At 47.3% G+C, this 19367-nt stretch carries 12 protein-coding genes; 1 reads left to right on the top strand and 11 read right to left on the bottom strand.

Features of this window, described 5'->3' with window-relative positions; genetic code table 11:
• Positions 1-14: 14 nt before the first annotated feature.
• Positions 15-329, top strand: coding sequence for a chaperone modulator CbpM (locus tag ACHLI0_RS07325; protein ID WP_008767738.1), 315 nt, complete (start codon positions 15-17; stop codon positions 327-329).
• A 112-nt stretch (positions 330-441) separates the two neighbouring features.
• On the opposite strand, the gene ACHLI0_RS07320 is transcribed toward ACHLI0_RS07325, so the two are convergent.
• From ACHLI0_RS07320 to ACHLI0_RS07270, 11 genes are all read right to left on the bottom strand, one after another.
• Positions 442-912 carry a GAF domain-containing protein gene (locus ACHLI0_RS07320; protein WP_490748775.1) on the bottom strand — a complete coding sequence of 157 codons (471 nt, stop codon included), beginning with the start codon at positions 910-912 and terminating at the stop codon, positions 442-444.
• Between the two features lie 7 nt (positions 913-919).
• Positions 920-5950: a DUF4132 domain-containing protein gene (locus ACHLI0_RS07315; protein ID WP_490748774.1), complete on the bottom strand. Its 5031-nt coding sequence runs from the start codon at positions 5948-5950 to the stop codon at positions 920-922.
• A gap of 30 nt (positions 5951-5980) precedes the next feature.
• Positions 5981-6400 (bottom strand): hypothetical protein, encoded by a 420-nt coding sequence (locus tag ACHLI0_RS07310; protein ID WP_008763247.1) that lies wholly within the window; start codon positions 6398-6400, stop codon positions 5981-5983.
• Positions 6401-6408: 8 nt separating this feature from the next.
• The gene (locus ACHLI0_RS07305; RefSeq protein WP_490748773.1) at positions 6409-8169 is read right to left on the bottom strand and encodes a rhomboid family intramembrane serine protease; all 1761 of its coding nucleotides are present in this window, start codon (positions 8167-8169) and stop codon (positions 6409-6411) included.
• 220 nt (positions 8170-8389) lie between these two features.
• Positions 8390-10096 (bottom strand): acyl-CoA dehydrogenase family protein, encoded by a 1707-nt coding sequence (locus ACHLI0_RS07300; protein WP_022470215.1) that lies wholly within the window; start codon positions 10094-10096, stop codon positions 8390-8392.
• 6 nt (positions 10097-10102) lie between these two features.
• Positions 10103-11122: an electron transfer flavoprotein subunit alpha/FixB family protein gene (locus ACHLI0_RS07295; protein ID WP_008763251.1), complete on the bottom strand. Its 1020-nt coding sequence runs from the start codon at positions 11120-11122 to the stop codon at positions 10103-10105.
• Between the two features lie 2 nt (positions 11123-11124).
• Positions 11125-11997 carry an electron transfer flavoprotein subunit beta/FixA family protein gene (locus ACHLI0_RS07290; protein ID WP_008763252.1) on the bottom strand — a complete coding sequence of 291 codons (873 nt, stop codon included), beginning with the start codon at positions 11995-11997 and terminating at the stop codon, positions 11125-11127.
• Positions 11998-12639: 642 nt separating this feature from the next.
• Positions 12640-13320: a hypothetical protein gene (locus tag ACHLI0_RS07285; RefSeq protein WP_490748772.1), complete on the bottom strand. Its 681-nt coding sequence runs from the start codon at positions 13318-13320 to the stop codon at positions 12640-12642.
• Between the two features lie 92 nt (positions 13321-13412).
• Entirely contained in the window at positions 13413-15470 is a 2058-nt protein-coding gene (locus ACHLI0_RS07280) for a sensor histidine kinase (protein ID WP_195440426.1), read from the bottom strand.
• A gap of 4 nt (positions 15471-15474) precedes the next feature.
• Positions 15475-17436, bottom strand: coding sequence for a tetratricopeptide repeat-containing sensor histidine kinase (locus ACHLI0_RS07275; protein WP_490748770.1), 1962 nt, complete (start codon positions 17434-17436; stop codon positions 15475-15477).
• A complete protein-coding gene (locus tag ACHLI0_RS07270) occupies positions 17433-19283 on the bottom strand; it encodes a tetratricopeptide repeat-containing sensor histidine kinase (protein WP_413555269.1) in 1851 nt (616 codons plus the stop codon). The genes ACHLI0_RS07275 and ACHLI0_RS07270 overlap by 4 nt, the downstream gene beginning before the upstream one ends.
• Between the last annotated feature and the right edge of the window lie 84 nt (positions 19284-19367).

Here is a 19367-nt window from a genome sequence, read left to right as displayed (position 1 = left end):
AATGAATGAGCACTATGCAGACCGAATTAATTATTGTCAGTGAATACTGTCAGAAGTGTCATATTGAACCTTCATTCATTGAGATGCTGGAAGAAGGTGGTTTGATTAATGTACGTACCGAAGCCGGAAAGCATTATCTGCTTGTCTCCGAACTTCCGAACGTGGAACGTTATAGCCGGATGTACTATGACTTATCCATCAATATGGAAGGCATTGACGCCATTCATCATATGCTGGAAAGAATGGACGATATGAGGCGTGAAATTACTTCCCTCCGCAAGCAACTTCTGTTGTTTCGGGAAAGGGAAATAGAAGAAGCGGACTGGTGAAAAAACGAAGCCTCTGTTTGGTGCAAACGAAGGCTCTATTTATAGCAAACAGAGGCTCTGTTCACATAGATCAGAGCCTCTGTTTTATTCGGGCGGTACAGTACAAAGAAAACTAGCCGATGTACGTGCAGATTTCTTCCAGATAGCGTGCGTCCGTTTCATCAAAGCTGTCCGGTGTATCGCTGTCTATATCCAGCACTCCGATGACGTTTCCTTCTTTTATAATAGGTACTACTATCTCCGATCTGGAATCGGAACTGCAGGCTATGTGACCGGGAAACTGCTCTACATCAGGAACAATCAGCGTCCGCGCTTCCTTCCATGCTGTGCCGCAAACTCCTCTGCCGAAACGAATGCGTGTACAGGCGATGGGACCTTGAAACGGTGCCAATACGAGTTCGTTGCCTTCCACCAGATAAAAGCCGACCCAGAAAAAGTGGAAAGTCTGCTTCAGTGCGGCGGCAATATTTGCCAGATGGGCGATACGATTCGTTTCCGAGCTTACCAATGCTTGTAGCTGTGGAAGCAGTTCACGATATTTCTCTTCTTTATTACCTGTGTGGATCAGTAAATTTTCTGCCATCTCTTTTCTATTTGATTTGGTTTAGAATACTCGGGTCTTTTATTTTATCATCCTCTGCGAAGAAGATGATTTTCGTCAGTATCTCCGCTGTTTTCGGGTCTTCATCCACAAAAGGCAGGAACAATCGTCCGCGACTTTGCGAGTGTACCGGAAGAACGGCTATTTGTGCACCGCCTTCTTTATGGATAACACCGCTGCCCAAATGAATATTGTATTTGCCCAGCTTACCTTCGATGTATGCAAAGTTCCCTTTCACCCTGACGTTGCTGAAGTGGAACAGAGGCAGGGTGAGCTCTACCAATGCACGGCGCATCTCAATGGTGGAATGGCTGGTTTCCGGATCGACACTTCCGGCATGAGCCACACTGACAGCAAGGTCTACATCCCTCATCACTTCGGAGAAGACAACAGGCGGAATCTCCGAAATCTTCATCGGCTTATAGTCCTTGCGGTTATGGAAGCAGACAAATTCCAGCGTGGGAGCTTCGATGTCGGCAGGAGAGAACCAGTCCGCCATCGCATAGATCGTGGCAATAATATTCTCTTTATAGTATATCTTCTGAAGTCCGTCCTCGTAATCGGCTACCCAGCGCCGTCCTTTCAGTACGGCAACCGTTTTCTGCGGTTGAATCTGATTGCCGGCGTAACGGCGGGATTGCGTAGCGTCTTTCTCTTCCGGTGTCGGGATGTACAATTCGCGGAATACCTGCTTGAAAGGCTGGCGGATAGCTTTGTCAAACAAGAACTTCTGATAAGCATGCCAGTTGCCACTCGCATACAGGTCTGTGGGATGGGCGATGCGCAGTTCCTCTTTCGGAGTGAGCGGAAGACAAATGCCATCAGCCGTTATCAATAGGCCATCGGTGTAGAAGCCTGTTCTGCCGTTGCTGGTGAAGACCAGGTTTCTCAGTAGCGGCCAGATAACCGGATTCTTCATCAGTTTGCGCAGTTCGTTTTCCTCAAAACGGGTACAGTCTTCCATTGCCTGTTCGAGCATGATGCGGGAACGGGCGTGTTGTTCTTTCAGTTTTTTGTGTACCGCTTTCAGCTCTTCCACGTATGGGTGCTTTTTCAGTTTGGGAGGCAGGCTGTTCAGCTCTTTTCCGGCTCTTACTTGTTTGATTTCCGGTTTGCCCTCATTGTTGACTTGCACATAGACTTCCACGCCTTCTATTTCTTTGGGGGTCAGGTAAGGAGTGATCTCCTTGATCAGTTCCGTTTCCATGCTCCATGTCAGACGGGTGACGTCTCCGTAACCGGAGTTGCGTGCCAGGTTTTGCAGGGCGATGGCAACGGCTTTCTTTTCACTTTCCTGTCTCTGTGCACCAAATTCCTTGCTCTCTTTCAGGAACTTTTGCAGGAACTGATAGCGTTCGATCAATTCCTTGTCGGCCTTCCGGCCCAGCGGGATAAGGCCGTAGCTCATCAGTAAGTCTTTATTTCGCTTCGCTATGATTTCTTTCTTCGCGTCTGCCGCTTTGGTCTTGCCGTTGACGGCATCGGCAAATTTACGGGCACGGGTATGGGTGTTGCTTAATGAAATATATTTGGCTGCATTGTACACTACTTCGAAACGTTCCTTGCCGATGGTCTTGTAGGCTTCCTTGAACCAGTCGATATCAAAAGCACCTTCCTGAAGGTCTTCTATGGCAATCGGGGTATATCGGGCGATGATCGCTTTCTTCTTGTCGTCGAAACACTCGCTGGTATGGGCATGGAAGTAGTAAGCGGCGCTTTCCAGTCCTTTCCATCCGGTCGCTTTTTCGGTGAGTTCCAGCCATTGCGGGGCGAACATGGCAGCTTCCACCAGTCGTATATGGCTGATGTCGGCCTGACTGGCGAGGCTTTTGAGTGTATCGCTGTCGTCGTCCGGAGACGGGTAGCAGGCGTGGAGCAGGCTGCTCAATACTCCCCGTTTGGTGTTGCGCCAGTTGTAACTGTCACGTATGAAGGTGTCTTTGCCGAACGCTTGCAGGATACGGATCAGTGTTTCTGCTCCGTAGACGCGGTGAAGCTCTTCCGCCAGACGGGTGACCTGAGTCTCGGAATCTCCCCGCTGCAATTCTATTTCCAGAATTCGGTTCACTACTTTCTGGGTCAGTGAATGGAAGAGGGAGTGGTTGCGCTCGTCCAGTGCCGAAGTGATATCTTTGATGCGTGTGGGCGAGTTGACACGTCCCATCAGTTCCCGGTATATTTCTTCGGTAGGAATCAGTCCCAGCATCCATGCGTGGGCAAAGTCCATGCTTTGCAGGTAGACATCCGTTTCTTCCAGTTCGGGAGTATGCTCCATATAGTTGGTGAGCTTGTAGAGCTGGTACCGTACGGTGAAATAACGGGTGAAGAGAGCGTCATTGATGGGATGCTGAGGCGCATCGAGCCAGAACCGTACAAACTTGTTGTTGTGTATCGGGTAAACGATCTCCCTTGCTCCATATTCCTGCTTGTCTCTGAGCCATGTATGCTTATTGGTGTATTGACGGAAGATATTCTTCGTATTGAGCAGAGGAAGCAACTGCAAAAGCATATTGACGGAGAACTGCTGATAAGTTGCCTCGTTTCTGTATTCATGTGCCAGTCCGTCGATAATATCTTCTATCTGCCGGTAATAGGTCAGCTTGCGGAGCGACTTTTGCAGCCCGCGGTAAGTGAAGCCTGCATACATCTTATTGATAAGCGGTTCGAACGTGTTGAGCGATTGGATGGCGGCTTCCTTGTCTTCCTGTTCTTCTTCGTCAAATTCATCGTCTTCGTCCTCTTCTATTTCGTTGGGTGCTCCGGTAGAGGCCAGCATGAACTTCATCATCAGCAATTTGTCGTAACTGCCGATTTCCTGTTGATAGAAATTCAGCCAGAGTTCCGGAAGTCCGAGTTCGCTCAGTCCGTCGTAGTGCTTGTACCAGTTCAGTAAGACACTGTTGCCCACCAGGCGTACTTCACCATATTTATCCGTGAATTCGTCTTCTTTATGCTTTTCGATGTATTTGTTCAGCTTGTCGAAGATCGCTTTGGCTTTTCCTAAACGAATAAACTCAAATGCTTTCTTCACATTGAATCCGGCATCGGGAGTAATCGGAGGCAGGCTGACTTCAAGCGCCGGATCGTATAGCCCGAAGCCATTCTCTCGGGTATAGTTACTTGTCGGGCTTTGTTCCGTACCGTCTCCGATCAGCGATTCGATCAGAATCTTTTCTTTGGCGTTCGGCTTCTGAATCTCTCTGACGGTGGACAGGAGTTTCTGATAACTGTCTTTCAGGAAATCGACGTTGCGGATGCTCTTCATCATATCCAGTCCGGCAAGGCGGCGCTCGGCATTCTTGTCGCTCAGCAATCGGCGGATACTGGCCGCCAGTTGTGCTTCCGGCTGTTTCATCAGCAGATTGATGGCATTGATACGCATCTCGCTATATTTGAAACGGAGCAATTCTTCTATATGCTGATACTGTTCGGGGGACAGGGACATTTCGGACAATACTTTGTACGCTTCATCCCGTATGTCTGCCGAACGGTCTCCGAGTGATTGCAGCACATATTCCTGCTCCACCTTGCTTTCGGTACGGGCCAGGACGATTCCGATATAGCTGGCACGGTTGTAAGATTCGAGCGCGGGAAGATACGTGCAAAGTTCCTCTCTCAGCCGGATATCGTTGGTCATCCATGCGATGTACGCCATTTTGAGGACTACATCCGAACGGGTGAGTACCACACAATCCCACGGGAATACATAAGGCGAATAGACTTCCTTGGCGGAAATAGACTGGTAGACTTGTTTCAGATATCCGTAGTGACGGACCGCCTCTTCCGGTGTTTCAAAATAATCGCTGAGTGTGGGAGCTTCCTTGTTATCGCTGTATCGGCTTAGATAAAGCCCGTCCATATAAAGAGGAAGGATAGCCGCCACCACTTTCGGGTCGTCGTGCCATACTTCGAATGCGTCTTTGCTGATCAGATGATTCATCTGAGACGATTGCGTGCAGCGCAGGAAGTACAGTAACGTCTGTATCTGATGCTTGGCTCCCTTTCGGATGATGTCCGGTACGATGGCTCTGATCTCGTCCGTATCATAGAATCCGATGCTCCACAAAGCCAGATAAAGTTCGACTGTATCCTTGCTTTGCAGGGTATTGCGGGCTGTTTCGGGATGATTCAGGAAATTCCAGATCAGTTCGACATACTTGTTGGTAATCCGTTCGCTGCTGTCCTGTTCGCCGATTCCGGTGCATACGGCGATGCTTCGCTTGACGGAGGCAAAACGTTGCAGTCCGTTGTTGTAGATGATGGAGAACAGGTAGAGGTAACTTTCGGGACATCCTTCGTCCATCGTTTCCACGATGGCTTGGCGCAGTCCTTCCTGTAGCTTGGCTGCCAATAGCAGTTTGCCTTCCAGTTCCAACAGCGGGCGGTGTCCGCTGATGGCGATGGCGTGGAGATACCAGCGTTGCAGGCGGTGGACATTGTTTTCGCTGGTCAGTGCCTGATTCAGGTATTCGATTACTTTTTCGTTACCTTGCGCTATCTGTGCGGCCAGCCAGTAGGAAGAGTTCATATAGCCGCTGAATTCTTCTGTATCTTCGGGTGTATTTCCTCCTTTTAAGATCGCTTCCACTGAAAATCCGGTAGCGCGTAACTTTAAAAACTGTAGCCATGCGTCTCTGGCATGGTCCAGATGATTGGACGGATTGGCGGAACGCTGGGCGCGCCGGTCGTATCCGATGGTATGCGGACAGCGTGCTTCGAGTTGCAGATAAGTATGGAACAGTCCGGCGAATTCGTCGCCCAACATATAGCGGAACAGCGTGTTAAGTCTGCCATCCATCAGATTGGCAATGCTTTCGATGTTTTCTTCCCGGATGATCTCCTCCAGACGAGGTTCCAGTATCTCACTGAATATACCATACCGTCCTCCCATGTCCAAATCCTCCATGAACATGTCGAACAGGGTAAGCGTTTCCGGCTCCAGGCTTGATTTTTCCTTTAGTAAACTCTCCAAATAGGGGTTTAGCAGCTTGTTCAATTTGTCGTTGTAAGTAATTCTCATGACTTTAAGCTTTTAGAGTTTATATTGCAGTTACCAAAGTCTTCCTGACAGCATTGTCAGCCGGATAAAGGTAAGTGTAGATTCTTCTTTCAGTTGGACGGAGGAGGATAATTCTCCAAGTTCCGCATCGTCCAGAAAGATGCGGAAGATTCCGTCTTCATATGATTGTAAAGCGTTGATGATAGCTTCGGTTTCCGCAGCCGGTCTGCCGTTATAGTTTGCTTCGAAGCCTACTTTGCCGGCGGCAGCCTTGTCCTCCATCTCTTCACTGGTGAGGTATTTCAGCATTTCACTTTGTTGCAGCCGTTCGTTGTACTCCTTTACTTGCCAGCAGACGACCGCTTCAATCAGTTCCTGCACACTGGCAGGAGGAGTAGGGAAATCGACCGGCATCTTTTCGATGCTGCATTTCCTTTTTCCTACTTGCTTGACTTGGATATATGCTTTCATACTTACTTTTATTTTTCGATTTGAATACTGGACGTGATTGCGTCCAGATCAGCCTGAGCCTTTTCGTCCGCAACCAGCATGACGATGGCAAAGACTCTTCTCTTATTCTCCTGAAAGTACAATAATACGGTTTGTTGCATTTCTTCTCCTTCTTCGTCGGGGTGCCCGATCCGCAAAGGATTGGTCGTCTTCGTCATAGGCAGACCGTTGATGTTGACTTTGCTCTGCTTGTAATCCTCCGAGGGCTTTCCTTGCTCATTTCGGGGGAGGGTGAGGAGCAGCTTCTTCATACGCTCGAACTCATCCTGCGTATCATAGCTGTTACTGGTCACTGTCAGCTGACTGCCGCCATTGACGAGTTTCAGCAGGGGAGGCTCCGAATCGGGAGTCGGCGCTTTCGTGCCGGTTATCTTGTACCAGTTGGTAGGATACTGGCAACTGAATTTTGATACAGCGTCATAGCATGAAAGCCACGTATCCTCATCCGACATGGGAGTATACGGGAACTGTTCGGAAGTGGAAGATTTCCGGGGACTGCCGGTCACCGGGCGGCTGGCGCTTTTTTTCTGTTCTTCTTCCTGTTCCTTATAATAGGCTTCTACAAGTCCGCTTTTCCATTCGTTACGTATTTCCTGATACGTCGAGGGAACATTGCGGCAGAGTGAAAGGAAACTGAACAGGAAGACACTGAAGATGATCAGTTCTCCGATGATGGAAACCGTTCTTCCGGCTTCGGGCTTCTTCATCCGTTCGCCGAATACATAGATGAATCCCAAAAGGAATCCGCTGAGTAGACCGCCGATGTGTGCGGCATTGTCTACTCCGGCTCGTATGCCGTAGATGAGATTGTAGCCTACGAAGATAAGAATGCTGGTCAGCAAAGCCTTCCGCTGCGACCTCTCGATGCGGTGGAACAGCAGGAAAGCCAGAAAGATACCGTAGAGTCCGAAGATCGATCCGGAAGCTCCGGCACTGATCGTTTCCGCATGCATATAGAGGCTGAAGACAGCCGAACAGAGTCCCGTCAGCAGATAAGAGACGAACATACGACGCGTACCTATCAGATGTTCCAGCCAGATACCTATATATATAAAGGCGTACATATTCATCAGCAGATGGAAAGCGCCGATATGCACAAAGTTGCAGGTCACGGCACGCCACCAGTCACCGGTCAGGGTGAGCGGACCGAAGTCGGCGCCCCAGTTCAGCAAGGCCAGTGTGGAAGGTTCCAAAATTCCCGCTCCGGTAGCAGCCATCAGTATGAAGACAAGGATATTGATGTCTATCAGAACCGGTGTCGCGATGAATCCCTTCCGGGGGATAAAGAAATGGATGAAAGACGACTCTTTTTCGCTTTCTGCCTGAAGCCTCCGTTCTTCTTCCGTCAGCGGGCGGGTGAGTTCTTCTTCCAGTTCGTTGGCTTTTTGTGCCAGTTCCTCCGGTGTCAGAGCAGATTTAATCTCTTCCATCGTTTCCTGTAGTTTTTGGATATTCTTGCGATTTTTGCCGTAATCTACCAGTTGTACGGAGGCGCATTGACTGCGGACGGATATTTCACCGCTGTTTCCTTCTTCGATGGTGAAAGTCACTTCTTCTCCTTGGGAATGGATACCCATTGGAACATAAAATATTACTTCACGAAGAGCGATTCCTTCGATATTCCATTCAAGTTTCTGAGACGCTTCAAGTGCCAGTATCAGAATTTGTGTATTTGATAAATCTGCAAAATGTAGCTTATCCTCGTGTAAAGGTCTGAGTCTAAACGCCATATTTCTCTCTTTTATTAAGTCGTAGATTGATATTACTCTCTTTTTGTACAAAAGTACAGAATAATAATGAAAAAGAGGACAAATGGGAGGGGGATATTTATGCGGACAACAAGAATACTAATACTTTGAGATTTAGTAGGTTCCTTTTGGAAAGAAGAGGACAAAAAAAGCATCCGCTTCATTGGAAGGGATGCTTTTATCATAAGTTGCACTTTTAGGGTTACTTTTTGTAGAAAGCAAGGTCTTCTTTATCCATATTTTTGATAAAGTTGGTATGCTTCGTTACTTCCGCTTCAGCGAAGTTCAGATATACATGTGCAGATTTGGAGAACAGGTCGGCAGCCTTGCTTGCATCCTGAATCAGCAGGTGGCACATGATGATATCGGCAGCCATTTCCATCAGTCTGCGGGCTGTGAAGTCGAGCAGTTCCTGATCCTGTGCTTCTTTAACGGCGTTGGTGCTGGCTTCGAACTGGTCGGCCATCTTTTTCAGACGGGACATCAGCGGTTCCATTTCCGGTGAACAGGGTACTGTTTCGAATTCGCGGATCGTAGCAAGGTAAGAACCGTTGGTTACGTAGCGGATAGCGGCTACAGTCTGCAACTGGGTAGTACCTTCGTAGATGCTTGTGATACGTGCGTCGCGGTAGATGCGCTGGCAGGCATATTCCATCATGAAGCCCGAGCCTCCGTGAATCTGTATACAGTCGTAAGCGTTCTGGTTGGCATATTCGGAGTTCATACCTTTGGCAAGTGGAGTGAAGCTGTCGGCTAACTTTGCATATTTCTTCTGTTCCAGACGTTCTTCCGGAGTCAGCTTGCGTTCGCGTGAGATGTCGTCCAGTGCTTTGTAGATGTCTACGTAGCGGGCTGTCTGATAAAGCAGCGCACGGCCGGCATCCAGCTTACCTTTCATAATGGCGAGCATGTCATACACGGCAGGGAAGTCGATGATTGCTTTTCCAAACTGCTTGCGGTCTTTGGCATAAGCCAGTCCTTCATTGTAAGCAGCCTGGCTCAATCCTACAGATTGTGCGGCGATACCCAGACGGGCACCGTTCATCAATGCCATCACATATTTGATCAGACCGAGTTTGCGGTCACCGCAAAGTTCGGCTTTGGCATTCTTGTAAACCAATTCGCAGGTAGGCGAACCGTGGATACCCAGCTTGTGTTCGATACGGCGTACATCCACACCACCCTGACGCTTGTCATAGATGAACATGGACAGACCGCGACCGTCTCTCGTTCCTTCTTCCGAACGGGCAAGTACCAGATGGATATCTGCATCACCGTTGGTGATGAAACGTTTCACACCGTTCAGCAGCCAGCAACCGTCTTTTTCGCTGTAAGTAGCTTTCAGCATTACTGCCTGGAGGTCGGAACCTGCATCCGGTTCGGTCAGGTCCATAGACATGGTTTCACCCTGACATACGCGGGGGATGAAACGGCTGTGCTGGTCGGCATTACCGAATTCATACAGTGTTTCGATACAGTCCTGCAAAGACCAGATATTTCCGAAACCTGCATCGGCGGCAGCAACGATCTCGGCACACATGGTGTATGGAGTGATCGGGAAGTTCAGTCCGCCGAAACGGCGTGGCATTGTCATTCCGTTCAGACCGGCTTTGACCATCGCGTCCAGATTTTCTTTAGTGCCGGAAGCGTATTCTACCCGTCCGTTGGCACAGTGAGGACCTTCTTCGTCAACGCCTTCAGCGTTTGCATTGATAATTTCGCCTGTTATTTCTCCGGTGATCTCCAATACTTTATCGTAAGAGTCCAGTGCGTCCTCAAAATCCAGAGGAGCGTAGTCGAATTCATCTTTATCTCTGTAGTTGCGTTCTTTGAGTTCGCAAATACGTTTCATCATCGGATTGTTCAAGTGATACTTGAGTTCCGGTATTTCTGTGTAAAAATTAGCCATCTTTCTTTACTTGCTATTCTGTTTATAATACTTAATCATCTTCGGCACAACTTCTTCGATGGTTCCGTTGATTACATAGTCTGCAATCGTGTTGATCGGAGCATCCGGATCGTTGTTGATAGAGATGATAATACCACTTTCCTGCATACCGGCGATATGCTGGATTTGTCCTGAGATACCACAAGCAATGTAGAGTTTCGGACGAACCGTTACACCTGTCTGACCAATCTGGCGGTCGTGTTCAGCAAAACCTGCGTCAACAGCGGCACGGCTTGCACCTACTTCGGCGTGAAGTTCCTTTGCCAGGCTGAACAGCAGGTCGAAGTTTTCTTTCGAGCCTACTCCATAACCACCGGCAATGATGATCGGAGAGCCTTTCAGGTTGTTCTTCGCTTTTTCTACGTGGCGTTCGATTACTTTGACCACATAGTCTGTGTCGGCTACGTACTTCTTCACGTCGTGGCGGATCACTTCTCCCTGATAAGCCGGAGAAACGATTTCTTTCTTCATCACGCCTTCGCGAACGGTTGCCATCTGTGGGCGGTGTTCGGGGTTGACGATGGTTGCAACGATGTTACCGCCGAATGCCGGACGGATTTGGTACAACAGGTTCTTATAAACTTTTCCTTCTTTCTTATCTTCGTGGTCACCGATTTCAAGGGATGTACAGTCGGCAGTCAAACCGCTGGTCAAAGCCGAAGAAACACGTGGGCCGAGGTCACGACCGATAACGGTAGCGCCCATCAGACAGATTTGCGGCTGTTCTTCTTTGAAGAGGTTTACGAGGATGGAAGTGTGAGGAAGTGAAGTATAAGGATAAAGTCCTTCAGCATCGAAAACGTGGAGTTTGTCTACTCCGTAAGGAAGGATTTGCTTTTCAATTTCTTTGAGGCCGGTGCCGGCAACTACTGCTTCGAGTTGGCAGTTGAGTTCGTTAGCCAACGAACGACCTTTTGTCAGAAGTTCCAGGCTGACGTCTGCGACGATGCCTTCTTCTATTTCGCAATATACAAATAAGTTATTCATGATTATCCGATGGTATGGTTAGCTAACAGTTCAACAATCAGTTCTTCCACATCACGGTCGCTGCCGCTGATGGTTTTGCTCTCTTTAGCCTGGAACACGATGTTCTGGATGGCTTTTACTTTCGTCGGCGAACCGGACAGACCGCATTGGGCGAGGTCGCCGTTAACGTCGGCTACGCTCCATTCGGGCAGGTTGAGGTAATCGCGCTTGTCATACAGATCGGTATAGTCGAGGTTACCTTGTTGTTTTTCCGTAACGGTTTTGGCGTGTTTGTACTTCTGTACCAGCTTGGCGTTACGCGGACGGCAGGGAGCAGCCGAGCCGTTGACTGTGATAACGATGGGCAGCGGACCTTCTACTGTTTCAACGCCGCCGTCGATGTGACGTTTCACTTTGATTTTGCCGTCACCTACTTCCAGAATCTCTTCAGCGTATGTGATTTGCGTCAAACCAAGTTTTTCTGCCACCTGCGGACCTACCTGTGCCGTATCACCGTCGATAGCCTGACGACCGCCGATTATAATGTCGCACTCACCGATTTTGCGGATAGCAGTTGCCAGAGCGTAGCTTGTAGCCAGCGTATCTGCACCGGCAAAAGCGCGGTCAGTCAGCAAATAACCATTATCGGCACCACGGAAAAGTCCTTCACGAATAATATCAGCAGCGCGTCCCGGTCCCATTGTCAGAATGGTTACGGTAGAGCCTGGGTGAGCATCTTTCAGACGAAGAGCTTGCTCAAGGGCATTCAGGTCTTCGGGGTTGAAGATGGCAGGGAGTGCCGCACGGTTAATAGTTCCGTCGGCTTTCATGGCATCTTTCCCAACGTTACGTGTGTCGGGAACTTGTTTTGCCAATACAACAATTTTCAAACTCATGCTATTAATTTTAGTATTAGTATTTCTACACATTAGCAGCCAGTAGTCAAGTAGTAATAATCTTGCTATCCAAACTATCCGGTTAACTATCAGCGTGCAAATTTACTCAAACACTTGGTTCTGACAAGAAAACCGAGTAAAAAATGCACATTATTAAGTTTTTTGAGCAAATAAGGGCAAGTTTATGAGGTTAGCCATAGTCCTATGGCGGTTTGGGGGAGAAGGGGGATGGGAATGGGAAAAAGAGACACTACCATAGGAATTGTTTTTTATAAAAACATCTGTCACCGTCACCGCTCGAAGGATAACTGTTTGAGTATAAATGATTCATCTGGTGACAGCAAGTGGTGACAGCAGCGTGACAGAAGATGTTGCCGTCACAACGTGATAGGAGGGACAACGGATAAAAAGCAGGTAAAGTAACAAGGGATGGCGGCTCTTGTTTTTATTCTATATACAGGCGATTTCAGGAATGCCTTAGTCTAGTTGGTTTCCATGCGATGAAACTATAGTTCCAAAGCCTTGAAACCAATGGTTCCAAGCCGCAGAAACTAAAGTTTCAAGCTGCAGAAACTCTGGTTTCAAGGTGATGAAACTGTAGTTTCAAGCGGTGGAAACTACTGAAAGCTATATATGCTTGGGTTATAAGGTAAGGCCGACTACAAAGTATACTTGCTCTTCATAAGGATTGGCGATCACTTTTCCGAAGATCGGCAAAGAGAAAGTAGAGGTAATCTTTAGTTCTTTGGTGGCCGAAAGTCCGATGTTGACAACGTTGAATTTATCGGAATACATGCCGTCCCAAGGGGTAAAGCCTGCTTCAAGGGCAAGGTCCACCTTCTTTATACTGAACGGATAACTGAGTTCGCAGTAACTGGACCACGCACGTTTCCCGTTTTCGCGGTAATCATTCCCCGCAAATGTGGTGTACCAGCTGACTGAAAGCGGTAACTTTTCACTGATCATATATCCGGCACCGACTTCAAAAGTATGTCCGGTGGAGTGTGAACTGTAATTGAAGTACTTGAAAGGTTCTTCTTCCGTTTGCGTGAAGTAGTTGTTGGCGTATAAGGTCAGATTCCTGTATTCGTATTCCAATGACAAATCTATTTCATTATTCTTATGGCGAAATTCGGTCGACCCCCAGACGTAGGCAGTCAGTCCTTTCCAGTTGACGCCCAATGACGGTTGTACGCTGGCGTTACCGCTGTCCATACCTCTCCAAATGTAGCTGCTGACAAAATCCGCTGTTACAAAAACATCCTGTGCCTGTGCTAAAACGGAACAAAATAAGAGTGCAATCAGTAAAATTCGTTTTTTCATTTTGATGACTTTGTTGTATTCGGGCGGCAAAGATACGAATTGTTGACGAATCTGAAAGGACCCGTAAACAGAAAAAGCATTTGGACAGGTGGTTAAACGGGAAGAGTAACCACCATTTTGCAGCCGGAAGTATAGCCGGTATCTATTCTGATCTGCCCTCCGAGCCGTTGTATGATGATGCGGCAGATGTACAGGCCAAGTCCGGTTCCCGGTTTGAAGTCATCTACTTTGGTGAAACGTTCGAACACCCATTCCTGCTTGTCGGCAGGGATGCCGATGCCCGTATCGGTGACGGAGATCACCAGTTGTCCTTTTTCTTTGTCGATGCTGCAGGTCAGTGTGATTGTTCCGCTTTCTGTGAACTTGGCGGAGTTACTTAGTAAATTGCCAATCACACGGGAGAGATAAAAGGCGTTTGTCTGTGCCGTCATTCCGTCTTTATCGCCTGTGATGATACATTCGATGTTCGGCTTGGACAGAGTTTCCTTAAGTTTGGCCATTTCTTCAACACATAGTCCGTATACGTCGGTAGACTCCACAGGAAGAGGCAGTTCGGAGCTGACAAGCTGAGACAGCTCCAGCATATTGTCCATCAAAGAAGCTAACGCGGTAGAATTGCTTTGTATCAACTGCCGGAATTCTTGTCTGGTGGCCGTGTCTAAAGATTCATCGAAGATCAGTTCGGAGAATCCGGCGATTGAATTGAGCGGAGTACGTATTTCATGACAGATAGAGTTGAGGAAAGCCGTTTTCATCTTCTCGCTTTCGGTGGCTTTCATGCTTTGTTTTCTGACTTCTTCGTGCGCAGTCATTAGTGCGCAGTGCATTTTCTTCAGCCGTTTTACCATCGTTCGCTGATAGATGCTCCATCCGATTGCTGCCAGTAATAAGATAAAAGTACCGGTCAGTGCGATTTGTTTGTTTTTGTTGGCGAGTTTGCTCTTTTCCAGTTCCAGTTTGTTGACGTCGAAGCGGGTTTGCATTTCGATCATTTGTTGCTCTCTTTTTTGTGATTTATCCGACATCCGGTTCTTATTGCTTTCTTTTAAAGTCAGATATGCGTTTTTATAATCATTCAGTTTATAGTACAGACCGGCTTTCGCATTGAGTATGGGAACGAGGTTGACTGGTTGGAAATGGTCTGTTTGAGTGGCGGAATCAATGTAGGCTATTGCCTTTTTGTATTCGCCTATTGTCTGATAATATCTTGCTGTCGTCTCGTAAGTGCTTTTTACAACCTTCTTTTTATTTGCTATCTGGATATATTTCTGATAATAGTCCTTTATCTCTTCTTTCGAAATAAGATCTGCCATGAAAATAATCTGCGAATATTTAGCCATGTAGTAATGTGATTCGTCCAGAAATCTCCGGTCGAAAGTCGTATTCAGATGATTCCATTGCTTGTGTAGCTCGATCATTTTGTTCACTTCGTCTACTGCCTTCTTGTTTTCAACAGTTGTATACAAGTCTGCCAGTTCGTAGTGGCACAATATTTCGAAGTGTACCCTGTCTTGCAAAGGATAAGGGGCTAGTATCTCCAGTGCGCGCTCTACGTAAGGAATGGCTTTGGAAACTTCATTGTATGAATGTGTCAGTACCGCTGAATAATCGAGTGATACTCCGGTCAGATATTCCCATTGAATTTGTTCTTCAGGTGTCATTTGTCCGTGATTTTCCTTTTTCAGCTTGTCCAGTTCCTGTTCGATTGTTTCCAGCGAATTGTTCTTTCGCATTTCCGCCCAGATGTTGTAACAATACAAGTAATACCGGAAAAGGGTGTTGTGTTCTTCCGGCAGATATTGTCGGGCGAAGGTTATATACTTTTCTACCTTCTCTTTGTTTTTGGAAGCATATCGTTGTATCAGATTATCGAGTGCGAGCTTCATCATATATTCGTCTTTGGCTTTTGCGGCCTCGGTGAGGGCTTTGTCCCAATATTGGGAGGAAATGTTGAGGCTGTCTACGTGGATATCCGCCAGATGAATATAGATAATGGCCCGTTGCCTGGCATCCGTGTCGTTTTGCAAGAGATTCTGCAGACTGTCGACGGAAGCCGTAACGGCGGAAGCACGTGCGATAGAGGGCGCTAGCAGGATAGCTCCGATGAGAAATAAGAATTGTATTTTTCGTGTGATCAGATTCTTGGTCATATGATTAGATATTATTTGTTTTGGAATAAGGATATGTGAAAGTCAGTACGGGACCTTCCGGAGTATTCGGTTCAATCGTATATGTACCTTTGAAATATTCGATTGTCAGACGGTTGATGCTATGGCGTACTTCTGCTTTTTGTGTTTGCAGGGTCGGATCGGCTAACGGACTGTTGACTACCCGAAAGACAAATAGTTCCCGTTGCGTGTCACGTTCCAGATAGAGAGACACTTTCCTTTTCTCTTCACACGGGTCTGTGTAGATCAGTGTACTGAGAATCAATTGTGTGAATCGGGCGGTGTCTACCTGAAACGGCTGGCTTTCTATTTCCGTATGAAAGTCTGCCTGTATCTTATCTCCGCATCTCATGCGTACCATACCGAGAACGTCCGAGCACAAGGAGATGATTTCGTGCTCCTGTATCTGCCATTTCGTTCTTCCGGCCTCCAGTCTGGAGAGGTCGAGCACGTCGTTCACCAGTTGTATCAGTTCGGCGGAGTTGGTCTGGATAATCTCCGAATATTCTTTCCATTGGTCGGCATCCATGCTTTCCGGATCAGTAGTCATGAGTTGAGAAAACCCTAAGACGTTATTCAACGGGATGCGTATGTTATAGCTCATGTTAACAAGGAAGCGGCTTTTTACTTCGTTCGCTTCTTCCGCAATCTGGCTCATCTTGCGGATTTCCTCTTCTTCTTTCCTCAACTTCTTGCGTACATAATAGATACGTATGGTAGACGGAATCAGGATAAGCAGTGCGATGGCTATCAGAGTCAGTCCGGCATAATGAACCATTGCTTTGTACTGTTCTTTTTCAAGAAGCAGGTTGTCCATGTTGCGCATCTGATAGATTTCATTCGTCTGCGAGATGGATAGTGCCCGATAGAATGAGTCTTTTTTCGCCAGCAAACTTTGGAATAACGGGATTGCTTCATCCGCCCGTCCCGCCTCTGTAAGAATGCTTGCATGTTCTATTTTGTAGTTCAGCCCTTCGTTGTCCGATACTTCGGACAGGAGTTCGATAGCATTTTGAGAGTATGACAGGGCCTTTTCGTATTCTTTGGTAATCCGGTAATAATGGGAATACACATTATAATATAATCCCCGGCAAGGAATGTAAGTGGTAGGAGAGAAGTATTCATCCATCTTTTTCAGATGGGGGCGGGCTTCGTCCAGTGTGCCTTCATTCAGATAATAGTCGGCATAGAGAGACTCCAATAACAGGTAGCTGTATGCTTTGGGTGTCTGCTTTGCTTCTGATAGTGTGTCCAGCACTTTCTTGTATTCCTGCAGGTACTTCAGGAAGTTTTTGTTTCTAGTGGCGGAACAAGATAAGGCTATTTCTTGGAGCACGCTTTTGCGCGATTCAAGGGAGGCGGCGGGTGGCAGAAGGCGGTAGGCTTCGAATCCGGCCTCTTCGCCTTCTTTAAAGCGGGCGGTCATCATATAAGCAGTCATCAGGCATAGTTTGGCCGATGACATTCCTTGGGGATTGTTTAACTTTTGTGCCAGTTTAAACATCTCTTCGGCTTGGGTGATGCTATATTCTATTTTATGCTTTATGATATGTATGGTTATTTCTGCTCTTTTTCCTTCGAAGTATAAGCTGTAGGAGTTGTTTTTTAAAGCAACCGGAGAGAGCTTGTCCATCCAGATGACTGTGTTTTCTTCGTCTTGGTGGTTGAAGTAATAAACGACATGGGCATACAGAGCAAGACACTGATAATACTTGTTGTCCTGTGTGGTAGCTTCCTCCAATAATTTTCCCAGATAGTAGACACAGGAGGGTGACATCGGGTCCAGATAAGCGAGTGAATAAAGCATCTCCAGCCGGGAAGAATCGGCCGGCAAAGTGTCCAGTATCTGAAGCAGACTGTCTTTGGTAGCTTCGTTATTGCTGGAGAGAGCCTTGCCGGTTCCTCCTGCCAGTACGATCAGTATGAAGAATATCCATAACCGTTTCATGACTGTGCCTCCTTTCCTTCTTTTGTGGGGTTGATGGGATGGGTGAAATAAAATCTGCATCCGGTGGTGTAGGCAGGGTCTATCCATATGCTGCCGCCGATCCGTTCAATGATCAGTTGGCAGATAGAGAGGCCGAGTCCGGTTCCCTGTGCTCCTTCGTTTAGTTTTTCAAAGCGGTTGAAAATGGAACTTTGCTTTTCCAGTGGGATTCCGCAACCGGTGTCGGTGACGGAGAAGAGCGCAAATTCTTCCGATTCCTGACGGACTTCCAGCGTGATACTTCCCTGCGGGGTGAACTTCGTGGCGTTGATCAATAGGTTGATCACTAACTGTTGCAGGCGTGAATCGTCAGTGTATAACTTTAGGGAAGTCAGCGATGTGTTGAAACGGAGCTCGGCTGGTGTCTGCTTTACTTTGTTGACGGTATCGATTACGTTATTGCAGATGGCGATAGCGTCACAATAGGTGAAGTTGAACTTCATGTTTCCGATCTCCAGATTGGAAAGGTCGATTACGTCATTTATTAGTTTTAGCAACAAGTCGGAGTTTTGCTGGATGATGTCGCCGCATTGGCGGCGTGTTTCGGCGTCGAGTGCCTGCTCGGTCAGCAGACTGGAGAAGCCGGAGAGGGCACTCAGCGGAGTCCGTATCTCATGGCTCATGTTGGAGAGGAAAAGACTTTTGGTCTGCATGGCATTCTCGGCGTTGAGTCGTGATTGCTCCATGCGGATTTTGGATTCCGCTATCTTCTTGTTTTGTTTTAATATGTGTATCACGAGGTAAATCATGATGCCCAGCACTATGACTCCTATTAAAATGCCGCCCATGAAAATACGGTTGAACTCGGCTTTATTCTCTACTTTCATCCGGTTTTCCTCATAAGATGCCCGAAGGCTGTTGATGCGGTGTGCATAGCTGGGAGCGACTACCGAATCGGTGACGATACTGATTTCTTCATACAGATGCGCCGCTTCTACTTTACTGCCCATTTCTATCAGTAAATTCGCTTTGGCATAAGCTACTTGCAGGTAGATGATGGAGCGCGTCTTTTGCCGGATGCCGGTCAGAATCTCATTGTAATACTGTAATGCAAGATTGTAGTTCCCTGTTGCTTCGTTATATCGTCCTTGCATATAATTGTAGGTGGTGCGATAATAAGGTTGCCTGTCCGAAAGGTAGATTTGCTCTGCTTGCAGCAGGCAGTTGTTCGCATTGCGCAGATCGTTCTTCTGGATATAGTAAGAAACATCTGTAGCAAGTGTCAGAAATTGCAGTGTCTGATGGGTCTGTATGGATTTTGATTCGGAAAGTATCTTTCTGTATTTCTCTGCTTCCTCTGTCCTTTGAGTCAGAATAAGCACCTGTATAAGTTTCAGGATAGTCATTTCTTTATAATGGTTGTTCTCTGAAGGCGAGGCGGGATAACGGATGGCTTCCTTATAAGAATCGATGGCTTCTTCGGGCATATTGGAGCAGAAATAGGCATCTCCGATAGCTGCGCTCGAAAGGGCTATTCCTAAATCATATCTCATCGTTTCTGCTTTTTCGTACATTTGCCGCGCTTCGTCGATTGCTTTCCCGATGTCTCCGCGCAGGGAGTAGATGTAAACCACCAGTTGCCGGATGCTGAAAGACAGTTCCATCTTGTTTTCCTTTTCCAGTATAGGACTCAGTTGCTGTCCCCAGGCGATAACGCTGTCTATCGGCGCGATGGAATCGTACGCAATGTTGTTTTCTATCAGGCGTTTCAAATTGGACAGTCGTTCGGTATTCAGGTTTACTGAATGTGAGGGGAGAATCCGGATAAACAGACCTATAGTAAATAATATATAGATATTCCTCTTCATTAAAAGTGGTGTTTTGTTGTATGTGTTATACTAGTTGCCAAAAATAAGCAAAAATCACAAAGAAGCGGTAGGTTGGCGGTGAAT

The organism is Bacteroides sp. RCH18 (assembly GCF_058231005.1).
This window is presented reverse-complemented; position numbering and strand designations above follow the sequence as displayed.

Coding starts and splice junctions, on each gene's coding strand:
- ACHLI0_RS07325 (WP_008767738.1), top strand. CDS start 15: ATGCAGACCGAATTAATTATTGTCAGTGAATACTGTCAGAAGTGTCAT.
- ACHLI0_RS07320 (WP_490748775.1), bottom strand. CDS start 912: ATGGCAGAAAATTTACTGATCCACACAGGTAATAAAGAAGAGAAATAT.
- ACHLI0_RS07315 (WP_490748774.1), bottom strand. CDS start 5,950: ATGAGAATTACTTACAACGACAAATTGAACAAGCTGCTAAACCCCTAT.
- ACHLI0_RS07310 (WP_008763247.1), bottom strand. CDS start 6,400: ATGAAAGCATATATCCAAGTCAAGCAAGTAGGAAAAAGGAAATGCAGC.
- ACHLI0_RS07305 (WP_490748773.1), bottom strand. CDS start 8,169: ATGGCGTTTAGACTCAGACCTTTACACGAGGATAAGCTACATTTTGCA.
- ACHLI0_RS07300 (WP_022470215.1), bottom strand. CDS start 10,096: ATGGCTAATTTTTACACAGAAATACCGGAACTCAAGTATCACTTGAAC.
- ACHLI0_RS07295 (WP_008763251.1), bottom strand. CDS start 11,122: ATGAATAACTTATTTGTATATTGCGAAATAGAAGAAGGCATCGTCGCA.
- ACHLI0_RS07290 (WP_008763252.1), bottom strand. CDS start 11,997: ATGAGTTTGAAAATTGTTGTATTGGCAAAACAAGTTCCCGACACACGT.
- ACHLI0_RS07285 (WP_490748772.1), bottom strand. CDS start 13,320: ATGAAAAAACGAATTTTACTGATTGCACTCTTATTTTGTTCCGTTTTA.
- ACHLI0_RS07280 (WP_195440426.1), bottom strand. CDS start 15,470: ATGACCAAGAATCTGATCACACGAAAAATACAATTCTTATTTCTCATC.
- ACHLI0_RS07275 (WP_490748770.1), bottom strand. CDS start 17,436: ATGAAACGGTTATGGATATTCTTCATACTGATCGTACTGGCAGGAGGA.
- ACHLI0_RS07270 (WP_413555269.1), bottom strand. CDS start 19,283: ATGAAGAGGAATATCTATATATTATTTACTATAGGTCTGTTTATCCGG.